12 protein-coding genes are annotated in these 14,139 nt (G+C 67.4%); 1 reads left to right on the top strand and 11 read right to left on the bottom strand.

Annotated features, from left to right (window positions below; all coding sequences use genetic code 11):
- Positions 1–74: 74 nt before the first annotated feature.
- The 3 genes from AC1DMS_RS21385 to AC1DMS_RS21375 form a co-directional block, all read right to left on the bottom strand.
- Entirely contained in the window at positions 75–542 is a 468-nt protein-coding gene (locus tag AC1DMS_RS21385; protein WP_012745567.1) for a PTS sugar transporter subunit IIA, read from the bottom strand.
- Between the two features lie 185 nt (positions 543–727).
- Entirely contained in the window at positions 728–1,057 is a 330-nt protein-coding gene (hpf, locus tag AC1DMS_RS21380) for a ribosome hibernation-promoting factor, HPF/YfiA family (RefSeq protein WP_012745566.1), read from the bottom strand.
- A gap of 316 nt (positions 1,058–1,373) precedes the next feature.
- A complete protein-coding gene (locus AC1DMS_RS21375) occupies positions 1,374–3,494 on the bottom strand; it encodes an ATP-dependent helicase (protein ID WP_478181775.1) in 2,121 nt (706 codons plus the stop codon).
- Between the two features lie 212 nt (positions 3,495–3,706).
- Here AC1DMS_RS21375 and corA point away from each other — a divergent pair, with 212 nt between their 5' ends.
- Entirely contained in the window at positions 3,707–4,693 is a 987-nt protein-coding gene (gene corA / locus AC1DMS_RS21370; protein ID WP_012745564.1) for a magnesium/cobalt transporter CorA, read from the top strand.
- On the opposite strand, the gene AC1DMS_RS21365 is transcribed toward corA, so the two are convergent.
- From AC1DMS_RS21365 to AC1DMS_RS21330, 8 genes are all read right to left on the bottom strand, one after another.
- Positions 4,686–5,468 (bottom strand): 5'-methylthioadenosine/adenosylhomocysteine nucleosidase, encoded by a 783-nt coding sequence (locus AC1DMS_RS21365; protein WP_478181774.1) that lies wholly within the window; start codon positions 5,466–5,468, stop codon positions 4,686–4,688. The genes corA and AC1DMS_RS21365 overlap by 8 nt on opposite strands.
- Before the next feature lie 3 nt (positions 5,469–5,471).
- Positions 5,472–7,112: an ABC transporter substrate-binding protein gene (locus tag AC1DMS_RS21360; RefSeq protein ID WP_018903968.1), complete on the bottom strand. Its 1,641-nt coding sequence runs from the start codon at positions 7,110–7,112 to the stop codon at positions 5,472–5,474.
- Positions 7,113–7,142: 30 nt separating this feature from the next.
- On the bottom strand, positions 7,143–8,189 hold the full coding sequence (locus AC1DMS_RS21355) for a peptide ABC transporter ATP-binding protein (protein ID WP_012745561.1): 1,047 nt from the start codon (positions 8,187–8,189) through the stop codon (positions 7,143–7,145).
- A complete protein-coding gene (locus tag AC1DMS_RS21350) occupies positions 8,186–9,223 on the bottom strand; it encodes an ABC transporter ATP-binding protein (protein ID WP_012745560.1) in 1,038 nt (345 codons plus the stop codon). Before AC1DMS_RS21350 ends, AC1DMS_RS21355 begins: the two co-directional genes overlap by 4 nt.
- Positions 9,220–10,131, bottom strand: coding sequence for an ABC transporter permease subunit (locus AC1DMS_RS21345; RefSeq protein WP_278881111.1), 912 nt, complete (start codon positions 10,129–10,131; stop codon positions 9,220–9,222). The genes AC1DMS_RS21350 and AC1DMS_RS21345 overlap by 4 nt, the downstream gene beginning before the upstream one ends.
- Before the next feature lie 8 nt (positions 10,132–10,139).
- Positions 10,140–11,144, bottom strand: coding sequence for an ABC transporter permease subunit (locus AC1DMS_RS21340; RefSeq protein WP_012745558.1), 1,005 nt, complete (start codon positions 11,142–11,144; stop codon positions 10,140–10,142).
- A gap of 50 nt (positions 11,145–11,194) precedes the next feature.
- The gene (locus AC1DMS_RS21335) at positions 11,195–12,874 is read right to left on the bottom strand and encodes a long-chain-fatty-acid--CoA ligase (protein ID WP_012745557.1); all 1,680 of its coding nucleotides are present in this window, start codon (positions 12,872–12,874) and stop codon (positions 11,195–11,197) included.
- Positions 12,875–12,975: 101 nt separating this feature from the next.
- On the bottom strand, positions 12,976–14,139 hold a 1,164-nt coding region (locus AC1DMS_RS21330; RefSeq protein WP_478181773.1), incomplete at its 5' end, for an NAD(P)(+) transhydrogenase (Re/Si-specific) subunit beta.

Below are 14,139 nucleotides of genomic sequence, written 5' to 3'. Positions count from 1 at the left end.
GCGCCTAGTTGGAGGCCGGCCAGAATACCGCGGAACCGGCCCGGCAGGGCCGCGGGAGCCTCTGGGCGGGCACTTCAGGCGACTTGCGTCGACTGCCAGCCGGCAATGAGTCCGTGCAGTTCGGCCGCGTCGGTGCTCGACTTGATCTGCTCGCGCAGGTTGGCGTCGCTCAGCAGCTCGGCGATCTCGGAGAGGATCTCAAGGTGCTTCTGGGTGGCCGCCTCGGGCACCAGCAGGAAGATCAGGAGCCCGACGGGCTGCTCGTCCGGCGCGTCGAAGCCGATCGGGTTGGCCAGCTGGAAGACCGCGGCCATGGGGGCCTTGAGGCCCTTGATGCGGCCGTGCGGAATGGCCACCCCGTGCCCGAGCCCGGTGGAGCCGAGGCGCTCGCGTGCGAACAGGCTGTCGGTGATGAGCGCGCGGCCGAGGCCGTGAAGGCTCTCGAACAGCAAGCCGGCTTCTTCGAAAGCACGTTTCTTGCTGGTAGCGTCAACGCTCACAAGCACTTGAGCGGGCGGCAGGATGGACGCGAGGCGATTCATGGTGGGGGAAGGGCGGGGGCGATTATGCACCCGCTTGGTAAAAACCCCCACTCCCGTTACTTACTTTTTGGCTACATGTTGCCCGGAGGCCTCGCAGCCTTGTCAGCGCCGGTAACAGCAACAGGCAGCAAAAAGCCGCCCGCAGGCGGCTTGTCGGCAGGGGCTGCAGCCCTCTGGCCCGTGGTCTACATCACGCGCTTGGGGGCGGCGTGGTGGTGGTCCTGCAGGCGGTCCTTGTGGCGCACTACCTGGCGGTCGAGCTTGTCGACCAGTTCATCGACCGCAGCATAGAGATCAGCGTGGCTCGACTCCGCGAACATGTCGTTACCCTTGACGTGAATGTTGCACTCCGCCCTTTGGCGGCGTTCCTTTTCCTTCTGCTTTTCCACCGTGAGGAGCACCTTCACATCGACCACTTGGTCGAAGTGCCGTGTGATCCGGTCCAGCTTGCTCGTGACGTAGGTGCGCAAGGCAGGTGTGACGTCGAGGTGATGACCGCTGATCGTCAAATTCATGAATGACCTCCTGAGAATTGACGGTTGGGAAAATGGCCCCGCTCCGGGATGGGGCGTGGCCGGCGAAACAGATATGGGGGTTGGGGGAGAAAAGGGGAAGAAGAGAAAAGAGGGAACGGTCGATTCACTATGCCCAAGCTGTCACGGTATTGCAATAGCAGACTTCTCCGGGTGGCGGACGCCAGCGGGCCATGCGCTGCTCACGCTAGCGATTCCATAGCGGCCCGCGCATGCAGGCCCGCCGATGCGGCACTTTGGCAGCAAGTGTTTCAGTGCGTCACCAGCGGTGACCCTGCCGGGCGAAGGGCCGGCCGGCTCAGCTCCAGGCCGCGCGCATGCGGTTGCGCAGGTCGATCACCGCGGCCGGCGGCGGCACTGCGGGCGGGCGCGCCGGCGGCGGCGGCCAGGTCTGCTGCTCGAAGCCGGCAAGATCCGATTCGGAAATGAAGCGCGTGCGGTTGGCATACAGGTGCCGGTCGCCGCGCACGGCCTGCTGCGTCACGTAGAAGCGCTGCGGCACCAGAAGATGCAGGTGGTCGCGCGCCCGCGTCATCGCCACGTAGAGCAGCCGCCGCTCCTCCTCGAGTTCGTGCGCGCTCTGCGCCACGTCGGCCGGCAGGCAGCCGTCGACCACGTTGAGCACGTGCACCGAATTCCACTCCTGCCCCTTGGCCGAGTGGATGGTCGAAAGAATGAGGTAGTCCTCGTCGAGCGAGGGCGGACCCGGCTTGTCGCTGGTGGCTTCGGGCGGATCGAGCGTGAGTTCGGTCAGGAAGCGCTCGCGCGAGCCGTAGCCCGAGGCCAGCCGCGCCAGCTGCTCGACGTCGCCGCGCCGCACGCCGGAGGGGTCGTCGTAGAGCCGGTCCAGGTGCGGCAAATACCAGCGCACCGCCAGTTCCACATCGGCCGGCCACGGCAGCGAGGGCGCGCACAGCGCGGCATAGGCTTCGGCAAAGACCGCCCATTCCTCGCGGGCGGCCGAGGGCGGCACGAATTCGCGCACCGCCGCCGCCGGATCGGCGGCCTGGTCCATGGCATCGAGCAGCCGCGCGCCCGTGGCCGGCCCGATGCCCGGGATGAGCTGCGTGACGCGGAAACCCGCCATGCGGCCGCGCGGGTTCTCGGCGAAGCGCAGCACCGCGAGCAGATCCTTCACATGCGAGGCCTCGAGAAACTTGAGGCCGCCGTACTTCACGAACGGGATGTTGCGGCGCGCCAGTTCGAGCTCGAGCGGCGCGCTGTGCGTGGCGGCACGGAACAGCACCGCCTGCGACTTGAGCGCGAGGCCGCCCTCGCGGTGCGCGAGCACCTTGTCGGCCACCCAGACGGCCTGCTGCGCCTCGTCGGGCACCAGCACCAGCTGCGGCCGGCCGGCGGAGGGCTTGTCGGTCCAGAGCGTCTTGGCATGCCGCTCGGCCGCCTGTGCAATGACCCGGTTCGAGACATCGAGAATCGGCTGGGTCGAGCGATAGTTGCGCTCCAGCGTGACCACGCGCGCAGCCTGCGAGAACTGCGACGGAAAGTCGAGGATGTTACGCACCGTTGCGCCTCGAAACGAGTAGATCGACTGCGCATCGTCGCCCACCACCGTCACGCCGCGACCATCGGGCTTGAGCGCCCGCAGGATCGAGGCCTGCAGCAGGTTGGTGTCCTGGTATTCGTCGACCAGCACGTGGTCGAAGCGCTCGCCGACCAGCGCCGCCAGCGCGGGCTCGGCCACCATGCCGGCCCAGTAGAGCAGCAGGTCGTCGTAGTCGAGCACGTTCTGCTGCTGCTTGGCCTCCACATAGGCGCCGAACAGGCGCTTGAGTTCGGCTTCCCATTCGGCGCACCACGGAAAGGCCTCGGCCAGCACCTCGGCCAGCGGGGCACGCGTGTTGACGCAGCGCGAATAGATCGAAAGGCAGGTGCCCTTGCGCGGAAAGCGGTTCACGCTCGACGACAGGCCGAGCTCGTGGCGCACCAGGCCCATCAGGTCCTCGGCGTCGCCGCGGTCGTGGATCGTGAAGTGGTCGTTCAGGCCGATGTGCGCGGCGTACTCGCGCAGCAGCCGCGCGCCGATGCCGTGGAAAGTGCCGGCCCAGGGCAGCGCGGGCGGCTTGTCGGACTTGAGCCCCAGCACGCGCGCCAGCACCTGGCCCGCGCGGCGCTCCATTTCCTGCGCCGCGCGGCGCGAGAAGGTCAGAAGCAGCAGGCGCTGCGGATCGACGCCGCCGGCGATGAGGTGCGCCACCCGGTGCGCCAGCGTGCTGGTCTTGCCCGAGCCCGCGCCGGCGATCACCAGCAGTGGCCGCTCGTCGCGCCCGGCCGTCAGCGTGCCGACGCCGTGCTCGACGGCGGCGCGCTGCTCGTCGTTGAGCGCCGAGAGCGCCGCGGCCAGGCGCTCGGCCTGGGTGGCACCGGCGGCGGAAAAAGCGGGGAGCGCAGCGGTCTGCATGCCCGCGACTTTACTGTATGTCCATCCAGATCGGAGGGCCTGCCGTCACATGGCCGATGACATAATCGCCGCTCGCTGCAACTGGAGACCGCATCATGGAAACCGCACCGTCTCGGCAGCTTTCAACTCCCGCGTCCTGACGCCCGGGCCCGGGGATTGAAAGCACCCCTCCCCTCGCCCCATCGCCTCAGCCATTTCACGGGAGTGAGCCCATGCTCAATATCTTTACGCTTGCCAACGGCCGCCTTGTCCAGGAAGAGATCGAGGCGCTCGAGGAGCTTTCCAAGTTCCAGCCGATCTGGGTCGACCTCGAATCGCCCACGCTCGAGGAAAAGCGCTGGATCAAGCAGTACTACGGCCTCTCGATTCCCGAAGACGCGATGGACGAGGACATCGAGGAGTCGGCCCGCTTCTACGAGGAAGACAACGGTGAGCTGCACATCCGCTCCGACTTCCTAATCGACGACGACGAAGACCCGCGGTCGGTGCGCGTGGCCTTCATCCTGAACCAGCACAACACCGAGCTTCGCAGCCGCGGCGTGCTGTTCTCGATCCACGACGAGGACGTGCCGGTGTTCCGGCTGCTGCGCATGCGTGCGCGCCGCGCGCCGGGCCTCATCGAAGACGCCAAGGAAGTGCTGCTCAAGCTGTTCGACGCCGACGCCGAATACTCGGCCGACACGCTCGAGAACATCTACGACGAGCTCGAGATCGCGGGCAAGAAGGTGCTCGAAGGCAACGTCAGCGACGAGCTGGCCGGCGAGGTGCTGGGCGCCATCGCGCGCCAGGAAGACTTGAACGGCCGCATCCGCCGCAACGTGATGGACACGCGCCGCGCCGTGAGCTTCATGATGCGCAGCCGCATGCTCAATGCCGAGCAGTTCGAGGAGGCGCGGCAGATCCTGCGCGACATCGAATCGCTGGACAACCACACGGCCTTCCTGTTCGACAAGATCAACTTCCTGATGGATGCGACCGTCGGTTTCATCAACATCAACCAGAACAAGACCATCAAGATCTTCTCGGTGGCCAGCGTGGCGCTGCTGCCGCCCACGCTGATCGCGAGCATCTACGGCATGAACTTCAAGCTGATGCCCGAGCTCGACTGGTCGCTGGGCTATCCGTATGCGCTGGCCTTGATGGCGGCAAGCGCGCTGGTGCCGATGTGGTACTTCCGCCGGCGCGGCTGGCTCAAGTAGCGGCCGGCATTCCGCAAGAAGGCAGCGTGGCCAGCCACGCATCGACCAAGGCCAGGCTGTAGCGGCTCGCCACCTCGGCGACGAAGCGCGCGAAGTCGCCATGCGCGGCGTCGTCGGCTCGGTCCGAGATGGTGCGCATGGCCGCGAACGGCACGCCGTAGTCGTGGCACACCTGCGCGACCGCCGCGCCTTCCATCTCGACTGCGAGCGCATCGGGCAGGCTGCGCCGCAAGGCAGCGCTCTCGGCGGCCGTCGAGACGAAGCGATCGCCGCTCACCAGCAGGCCGCGGTGCACCTTCGGCGACCGGAGGCCGAATTCATCGGCGGCCGCCTGCCCCACCAGCGCCACCGGATCGCGCAGCGCGGCTTCGGCCACGGCCGCCAGCGCATCGCCCATCGAGGCATCGGCCGCAAAGCGCGAAAGGCCCATGAGCGGCACTTCGTACTTCGGGAAGATCGGCGAGGCGTCGAGGTCGTGCTGCAGCAGCTGCGTGGCGACCACCACGTCGCCAACCTCCACGCCCGGCGCGAGCCCGCCTGCCACGCCCGTGAACACGATCGCGCGCACGCCGAAGCGCTCGAGCAGCACCGTGGCCGTGACCGCCGCCGCGACCTTGCCGATGCGCGACAGCACGGCCACCACCGGCTGGCCGTGCAGGTGCCCGACCCAGAAGTCGCGGCCCGCGGCGCGCACGCGCTGCTCGTCCGGCATCTGTGCGAGCAGCGCGCCCAGCTCCTCGTGCATCGCCGCGACGATGGCAACGGGTGCGTTCATCGGCTACTTGATGTCCACGCCGTAGAAGGTGTGGCGGCCGAAGGGGCTGAGCTTGAAGTCGACCACCTCCTTGCGCACCGGCTTCAGCTGCACCGCGTGCGCGATGGTGAACCACGGCGCCTGCTCCTTGAAGATGACTTGCGCCTTCTTGTAGAGCGCATCGCGCTCAGCCTGCTTGGTCGCGCTCTTGGCCTTGAGCACGAGGTCTTCGTAGGGTTGGTAGCAGAATTTGGAGATGTTGCTGCCGCTGGCCGACTTGGCCGAGGCGCAGCCCAGCAGCGTGTAGAGGAAGTTGTCGGGGTCGCCGTTGTCGCCGGTCCAGCCGAGCATGCCCATCTGGTGCTCGCCGGCCTGCAGGCGCTTGCGGTACTCGCCCCACTCGAAGCTCTTGATCTCGGCCTTGACGTTGATCTTGGCAAGGTCGGCCTGCATCAGCTCGGCGATGCGCTTGGCATTCGGGTTGTAGGGCCGCTGCACCGGCATGGCCCACAGGTCGGTCGAGAAGCCATCGGGAAAGCCGGCCTGCGCCAGCAGCTTCTTGGCGGCTTCGGGGTCGTAGGGATCGTCCTTGACCGCGTCGTTGTAGGACCACATGGTTGGCGGGATCGGGTTCTTCGCGGCCACGCCGGTCGACAGGTACACGCCGTCGATGATCGCCTTCTTGTTGATCGCCATGTTGATGGCCTTGCGCACGCGCACATCGTCGAAGGGCTTCTTGGTGGTGTTGTACGAAAGGTAGCCCACGTTGAGGCCGGGCTGCTCGAGCACCTGCACGTTCGGATCCTTGCGGATCGCGTCGAGATCGGCCGGATTCGGATACGGCATGACGTGGCATTCGCCCTTCTGCAGCTTGGCCCAGCGCACCGAGGCATCGGGCGTGATCGCGAACACCAGGTCGTCGATCTTCGCCTTGCCGCCCCAGTACTGCGGGAAGGCCTTGAAGCGGATGACCGCGTCCTTCTGGTATTGCACGAGGTAGAACGGGCCGGTGCCGATCGGGTCCTGGTCGACCTTCTCGGGCGTGCCGGCCTTCAGCATCGCAATGGCGTATTCCTTCGACTGGATGCCCGCGTACTGCATGGCCAGGTTGGCAAGGAACGGCGCCTCGGCCTGGTTGAGCGTGATCTTCACGGTCAGGTCGTCGATGCGGTCCACCGACTTCAGGAGCTTGGGCATGCCCATGTCGTTGAAGTAGGAGTGGTTCTGGCTCGTGACCTTGAAGAAGGGATCGCTCTCCTTCCACTGCCGCTCGAGCATGAAGATGAAGTCGTCGGCGTTGAAGTCGCGCGTGGGCTTGAAGCTCTTGCTGGTGCTGTGCCACTTGACGCCCTTGCGCAGGTGGAAGGTGTAGACCGTGCCGTCGGCCGAGATGTCCCATTTTTCGGCGAGGCCCGGCACGACCTTGGTGCCGCCGCGCTCGAACTCGACGATGGTGTTGTAGACCTGCGTGGTCACGTCGAACGAGGTGCCGGTGGTGTTGACGCCCGGATAGAAGTTCTCGGGACTGCCCTCCGAGCAATAGACCAGCGTCTTGGCGGACACGGCGCCCGTGCCCAGTGCGAGCACGGCGAGTGCCGCCGGCGCGAGCAGCGCGCCAAGCCTGGGCGAGCGGCGCGAAACGGATGGCTGGGTGGTCTTCTTCATGGCAACTCCTTGGGACACGGTGGAAGTGAACTAGGGGTTCGCCGCCAGAGGCGCGGCGAACGGCGGGGACAAAGGCACATCGGCGCTGACCGGCGGCGTGCCATCGAGGAATTTCTCCGCGTAGTGGCAGGCCACCAGGCGCTCGTCGAGTGCGCGCAGCAGGGGCCGCTCCTCGCGGCAGCGCTGCGTCGCGTGCGGGCAGCGCGTGTTGAAGACGCAGCCCGTGGGCGGATCGAGCGGCGACGGCAGCTCGCCCTTGAGCACGATGCGCTGGCTGCTGAGGCCGGGCGTGGATGCCAGCAGCGCCTGCGTGTAGGGATGCAGCGGCCGCGCGAAGATGCGCGCCTTGGGGCCCTGCTCCACCGCATGGCCGAGGTACATCACGAGCACCTCGTGCGCGATGTGCCGCACCACGCCCAGGTCGTGCGAGATGAAGAGATAGGCCAGGCCCAGCTCGGCCTGCAGGTCGGCCAGCAGGTTCAGCACCTGCGCCTGGATCGACACGTCGAGCGCCGACACCGGCTCGTCGGCCACCAGCAGGCGCGGCTCCAGCATGAGCGCGCGCGCAATGGCGATGCGCTGGCGCTGGCCGCCCGAGAACATGTGCGGATAGCGGTTCGCATGCTCGGGCCGCAGGCCCACGCGCGCCAGCATCTCGCGCGCCTTGGCAACCCGCTCGGGCTTGCCGAGCGCGGTGTTGATGGCCAGCGGATCCTCGAGCACCGCAGAGATCTTCTTGCGCGGATTGAGCGAGCCATAGGGGTTCTGGAACACCAGCTGCACGGCCTGGCGCAGTTCGCGCCGGTATGCGGGCGGCGGGTCCACCGCATCGTGGCCGGCCAGCACGAGCTGCCCGGCCGTGGGCTTTTCGATCAACGCGACCATGCGCGCGAGCGTCGACTTGCCGCAGCCCGATTCGCCGACCACCGCGAGCGTGCGGCCGCGCTCGATGCGAAAAGAAATGTCGCCGACCGCGCGCAACTGCGCAGGCGCGCGGAACATGCCGCGCCGCACGGCATAGGTGCGCTGCAGGTTGCGCGCCTCCACGACGACGTCGCCGATGGCATCGCCACTCATGGCAGCGCCTCCGCGGCCTGCGGCCGCGGCCGGTCGGCCTCGATGGCCGCCATGCGCCCGGGCTCGCCGAGCGGGAAATGGCAGCGCACCTCGGCGCCGGGCGGCGACTCGACCTCGCGCAGCGCCGGCCGCACGTTGCAGGCCTTCGTCGTCACGTAGCTGCAGCGCGGCGCGAACAGGCAGCCGGCCGGCCGGTCGTGCACGCCCGGCACCACGCCCGCGATGGTGGCCAGCCGCCCCTCGGGCGCGGCGCGTTCGGGCAGCGCGGCCAGCAGGGCCTCGGTGTAGGGATGCTGCGGATCCGCGAAGAGCCGGTCGACGCGCTGCTGCTCCATCACCTGGCCCGCATACATCACGGCGATGCGCTGCGCCATCTCGCTGACCACGCCCATGTTGTGCGTGATGAGCACCAGCGCCATGCCGCGCTCCTTCTGCAGCTCGCGCAGCAGGTCGAGGATCTGCGCCTGGATCGTCACGTCGAGCGCGGTGGTCGGCTCGTCGGCGATCAGGAGGCGCGGGTTGCAGGCAATGGCCATCGCGATCATCACGCGCTGGTTCATGCCGCCCGAGAGCTGGTGCGGATAGCTGCCCAGGCGCGACGACGCGGCCGGTATGCCGACCTGCTCGAGCAGCTCGGTCGCGCGCTTCTTCGCCGTGCGCCGGTCCAGATGAAGGTGCAGCCGCAGCGTTTCCATCAGCTGGAAGCCGATGGTGAAGCAGGGATTGAGGCTGGTGGTCGGCTCCTGGAAGATCATGGCCACCTCCTTGCCGACCAGCGCGCGGCGCGCCTTGTCGGAGATGCCGAGCAGCTCCTTGCCCGCAAAGCGCATGTGCTGCGCGCGCACGCGGCCCGGAAAGCCCACGAGGCCCATCAGCGCCATCATCGTCACGCTCTTGCCCGAGCCCGATTCGCCGACGATGCCGAGCACCTCGCCCTCCTCGAGCCTGAGGCTCACGCCGTCGACCGCATGCAGCACGCCGCCTTGCGTCGGAAACTCGACGTGCAGATCCTTGATGTCGAGCAGCATGTTCATCGTTTCAGTTTGGGATCGAGCGCATCGCGCAGACCGTCACCGAGCAGGTTGAAGGCCAGCACGGCCGCGAGGATCGCGAGCCCCGGAAAAGTCACGACCCACCAGGCGCGCAGCACGAACTCGCGCGCATCGGCCAGCATCGTTCCCCATTCGGGCGACGGCGGCTGCGCGCCCAGGCCGATGAAGCCCAGCGCCGCCGCATCGAGGATGGCCGTGGAGATGCCGAGCGAGGCCTGCACGATCAGCGGCGCCGCGCAGTTGGGCAGCACCTCGCGGAACATCAGGCGCAGCGTGCCGGCGCCGCTCACGCGCGCGGCGGTCACGTAGTCGCGCGAGATCTCGGCAATGACCGCGGCGCGCGTGATGCGCACGTAGTGCGGCAGCACGACGATGGCCACCGCCACCATGGCGTTGACCAGCCCCGGCCCGAGGATCGCGACGATCACGATGGCCATCAGCAGGCTCGGCATCGTGAGCACGATGTCCATCAGCCGCATGATCGCGATCTCCAGCACGCCGCGAAAGAAGCCCGCGACAAGGCCGAGCACCACGCCGACGACCACCGACAGCGCCACCACCGCCACGCCGATGGACAGCGAGAGCCGCGCGCCGTGCATCAGCCGCGAAAGAATGTCGCGCCCGATGGCGTCGGTGCCCAGCAGGTAGCTTGCGGAGCCGCCCTGCTGCCATGCCGGCGGCAGCAGGAAGACGGCGCTGTTGGTCTCGTTGGGCGCATGCGGCGCGATCCACGGCGCGAACAGCGCCACCAGCAGCAGCAGCGCGACGGTGGCAAGCCCGATCACCGCGCCGCGATTGGCCGAGAAGGCGGTCCAGAACTCGCGCCAGGGGCCGGGAGGCGCTGCGCCGCCGGCGCTGCCCGAAATTGCGTGGGGTGTTGTCGTTGCCATGGGATCGGTCAGTGCCGGATGCGTGGATTGATGACGCCGTAGGCCACGTCGACCAGCAGGTTGACCAGCATCACGATGCCGCCCAGCAGCAGCATGCCGCCCTGCAGCACCGGATAGTCGCGCCGGCCGATGGCCTCGATCAGCCACTTGCCGACACCGGGCCACGAGAAGATGGTCTCGGTGAGGATCGCGCCCGTGAAGAGCACGCCCACCTGCAGCCCGATCACCGTGACCACCGGAATCAGCGCATTGCGCAGCGCATGCAGTCCCACCACGCGAAGGCGCGAGAGGCCCTTGGCGCGCGCGGTGCGGATGTAGTCCTCGCCCAGCACCTCGAGCATGGCCGAGCGCGTCATGCGCGCGATGACCGCAAGCGGCACGGTGCCGAGCACGATGGCCGGCAGGACGAGGTGATGCAGCGCCGACCAGAAGGCGCCGGTGTCGCCGGCGCGCAGCGCATCGATCAAGAGGAAGCCCGTTTCAGGCTCGACGAAGTACTGCACCGCAATGCGGCCTGACACGGGCGTCCAGCCCAGCTGCACCGAGAAGAACAGGATCAGCAGCAGCCCCCACCAGAAGATCGGCATCGAATAGCCGGTGAGCGAGGTGGCCATCACGCCATGGTCGAAGATGGAATTGCGCCGCACCGCCGCCAGGATGCCCGCCGGCAGCCCCAGCAGCAGCGCGAAGGCAATGGCGCACACGGCCAGCTCGACCGTGGCGGGGAACAGCGCAAGGAACTCGTTGGCGACCGACTCCTGGGTGACCAGCGACTTGCCGAGATCGCCATGCAGCACGCGGCCGATGTAGATGCCGTACTGCACGATCACCGGCTTGTCGAAGCCGTAGGCCGCGCGCAGCTGGGCATGGCGCTCGGGATCGATCCCGCGCTCGCCCGCCATGGTTTCGATGGGGTCGCCCGGCACCAGCCGGATCAGGAAAAAGGCAAGCAGCGTCATGCCGATGAAGGTCGGCACCAGCAGGCTCACGCGCGTGAGGAGGAAGCGAAGCATCGACCCGCAATATGCAAGATCGATGCCGCGGCCCTACCCGGGCCGAACCCTTACTTCTTGACGTCGCGCAGTTCGCGTCGCAGGATCTTTCCGACTGGCGTCTTCGGGAGTTCGCCACGGAACTCCACGATCCGCGGCTGCTTGTAACCCGTAAGGTTTGCTCTGCAGTATTCGCGCACCTGCGCTTCGGTCAGCGACTCGTCCTTCTTGACGATCACCAGCTTGACGGCCTCGCCGGTCTTCTCGTCGGCCACGCCGACCGCGGCGCATTCGAGCACGCCCGGAATCTGCGCCACCACGTCCTCGATCTCGTTGGGGTACACGTTGAAGCCCGAGACCAGGATCATGTCCTTCTTGCGGTCGACCACCTTGAAGTAGCCGCGCTCGTCGACCACGCCGATGTCGCCGCTCTTGAAGTAGCCGTCGGGCGTCATGACCTTGGCGGTTTCGTCGGGGCGCTGCCAGTAGCCGGCCATCACCTGCGGGCCCTTGATCGCGATCTCGCCGGGCTGGCCCGGCGGCACTTCGCGGCCTTCGTCGTCGAGCAGCTTGAGCCAGGTGCTCGGCAGCGGCAGGCCGATGGTGCCGGTGTAGGCCTTGCTGTTGGTGGGGTTGCAGGTGGCCGAGGGCGAGGTTTCGGACAGGCCGTAGCCCTCGCAGATCGGGCAGCCGGTCTTCTCGAGCCAGAGCTTCGCGACCGCCGCCTGCACCGCCATGCCGCCACCCACCGACACCTTGAGGTTCTTCCAGTTGACGGTGTTGAAGTCGGGGTGGTTGGCCAGCCCGTTGAACAGGGTGTTGACCGCGGGAAAGCTGTGGATCGTGTGCTTGGACAGTTCCTTGAGCACGCCCGCGAGGTCGCGCGGATTCGGAATGAGGATCAGCTTGCCGCCCGTGCGCATGTTCAGCATCATGCCCACGGTGAAGGCGAAGATGTGATAGAGCGGCAGCGCGCACACGCTCGTGGGCTGCTCGCCCGCCGGCACCTGGGCCATCACGGGTTCGTTCCAGGCTTCGGACTGCAGCACGTTCGCAATGACGTTGCGGTGCAGCAGCACCGCGCCCTTGGAGACGCCGGTGGTGCCGCCGGTGTACTGCAGGACGGCCACGTCGTCGGGGCCGAGGGCCGGCGCCTTCAGCGTGCGGCCCGCGCCCTGGTCGAGCGCATCGTTGAAGCGCACCGCGCCCGGCAGGCTGTAGTGCGGCACCAGCTTCTTCACGTTGCGCACCACGTAGTTGACGAGCGCCCCCTTGAGGAAGCCGAGCCGGTCGCCCATGGCCGCCAGCACGATGTGCTTGATGGGCGTGGCCGCGATGCACTGCTGCAGCGTGGTGCCGAAGTTCTCCATGATGACGATGGCCTTGGCGCCCGAGTCCTTGAGCTGGTGCTCGAGTTCGCGCGGCGTGTACAGCGGATTCACGTTCACCAGGATCAGGCCGGCGCGCAGGATGGCCGCGACCGCGATCGGGTACTGCGGGCAGTTGGGCATCATGACCGCGACGCGGTCGCCCTTGGCGAGGCCAAGCCCCTGCAGGTAGGCGCCGAAGGCCTTGCTGAGCTTGTCGGTCTCCGCATAGCTCACGTCCTTGCCCATGAAGCTGTAGGCCGTGCGGTCGGCGTACCTGGCAAAGCTCTCCTCCATGAGACCGACCAGCGAGGAATACTGCGAGGCGTCGATGTCGGCGGGCACGCCTTGCGGATAGCTGCTGAGCCAGGGGCGGTCGGTCATGGGTGTGTCTCCTCGGAATCGCGTGTTTTTGAAACGACAGCGGCGCACAAGTGGCGCCGCGGTGATGATCTGCCCGCACTGCGCGGGTGCGGACCTTGGGCCTATTCGATGGCCTTGCCCATATCTTCCACTACTTTCTTCGCATCCCCAAAGACCATCATGGTCTTGTCCATGTAGAAGAGCTCGTTGTCCAGGCCCGCATAGCCCGCCGCCATGGAGCGCTTGTTCACGATCACTGTCTTGGCCTTGTAGGCCTCCAGGATGGGCATGCCGTAGATCGGGCTGCCCTTCTGCAGCGCCGCCGGGTTCACCACGTCGTTGGCGCCCAGGATGATCGCCACGTCGGCCTGGCCGAACTCGCCGTTGATGTCTTCCATCTCGAACACCTGGTCGTAGGGCACCTCGGCTTCGGCCAGCAGCACGTTCATGTGGCCCGGCATGCGGCCGGCCACCGGGTGGATCGCGTACTTCACGGTGATGCCCTTGTGCGTGAGCTTCTCGGCGAGTTCCTTCACCGCATGCTGGGCGCGCGCCACCGCCAGGCCGTAGCCCGGCACGATCACCACCGTCTCGGCATTGCCCAGCACGAAGGCCGCGTCGTCGGCGCTGCCGCTCTTGACCGGCCGCTGCTCCTTGGCGCCGCCGGCCGCGCTGACCGCCTCGCCGCCGAAGCCGCCCAGGATCACGTTGAAGAACGAGCGGTTCATGGCCTTGCACATGATGTAGCTCAGGATCGCACCCGAAGAGCCCACCAGCGAACCGGCCACGATCAGCATCGCGTTGTTCAGGCTGAAGCCGATGCCCGCGGCCGCCCAGCCCGAGTAGCTGTTGAGCATCGACACCACCACCGGCATGTCGGCGCCGCCGATCGGGATGATGATGAGCACCCCCATCACGAAGGCCAGCGCCAGCATCGCGAAGAAGGCCGGCCAGCTTTCGGTGGCCATGAACACCAGCCCCAGGCCGATCATCGCCAGGCCGAGCACGAGGTTGAGCATGTGCTGGCCCTTGAACTGCACCGGCGCACCCTGGAACAGCCGGAACTTGTAGGTGCCCGAGAGCTTGCCGAAGGCGATCACCGAGCCGCTGAAGGTGATGGCGCCGATGGCCGCCCCGAGGAACAGCTCGAGCCGGTTGCCGGCGGGAATGGGCGCGCCCTTGGCGATGCCTTCGAGCATGGCCGCGGGTTCGACCACCGCCGCCACCGCGATGAACACCGCCGCCAGGCCGATCATGCTGTGGAAGAAGGCCACCAGCTCGGGCAT

The organism is Variovorax sp. 05T418 (assembly GCF_056396385.1).
Note: the sequence above shows the minus strand (reverse complement) of the source record. Positions and strands in the feature narration are given on the sequence as shown.

What these genes read in the sequence shown, in the direction of transcription:
- AC1DMS_RS21385 (WP_012745567.1), bottom strand. Translation starts at nt 542, where the DNA reads ATGAATCGCCTCGCGTCCATCCTGCCGCCCGCTCAAGTGCTTGTGAGC.
- hpf (WP_012745566.1), bottom strand. Translation starts at nt 1,057, where the DNA reads ATGAATTTGACGATCAGCGGTCATCACCTCGACGTCACACCTGCCTTG.
- AC1DMS_RS21375 (WP_478181775.1), bottom strand. Translation starts at nt 3,494, where the DNA reads ATGCAGACCGCTGCGCTCCCCGCTTTTTCCGCCGCCGGTGCCACCCAG.
- corA (WP_012745564.1), top strand. Translation starts at nt 3,707, where the DNA reads ATGCTCAATATCTTTACGCTTGCCAACGGCCGCCTTGTCCAGGAAGAG.
- AC1DMS_RS21365 (WP_478181774.1), bottom strand. Translation starts at nt 5,468, where the DNA reads ATGAACGCACCCGTTGCCATCGTCGCGGCGATGCACGAGGAGCTGGGC.
- AC1DMS_RS21360 (WP_018903968.1), bottom strand. Translation starts at nt 7,112, where the DNA reads ATGAAGAAGACCACCCAGCCATCCGTTTCGCGCCGCTCGCCCAGGCTT.
- AC1DMS_RS21355 (WP_012745561.1), bottom strand. Translation starts at nt 8,189, where the DNA reads ATGAGTGGCGATGCCATCGGCGACGTCGTCGTGGAGGCGCGCAACCTG.
- AC1DMS_RS21350 (WP_012745560.1), bottom strand. Translation starts at nt 9,223, where the DNA reads ATGAACATGCTGCTCGACATCAAGGATCTGCACGTCGAGTTTCCGACG.
- AC1DMS_RS21345 (WP_278881111.1), bottom strand. Translation starts at nt 10,131, where the DNA reads ATGGCAACGACAACACCCCACGCAATTTCGGGCAGCGCCGGCGGCGCA.
- AC1DMS_RS21340 (WP_012745558.1), bottom strand. Translation starts at nt 11,144, where the DNA reads ATGCTTCGCTTCCTCCTCACGCGCGTGAGCCTGCTGGTGCCGACCTTC.
- AC1DMS_RS21335 (WP_012745557.1), bottom strand. Translation starts at nt 12,874, where the DNA reads ATGACCGACCGCCCCTGGCTCAGCAGCTATCCGCAAGGCGTGCCCGCC.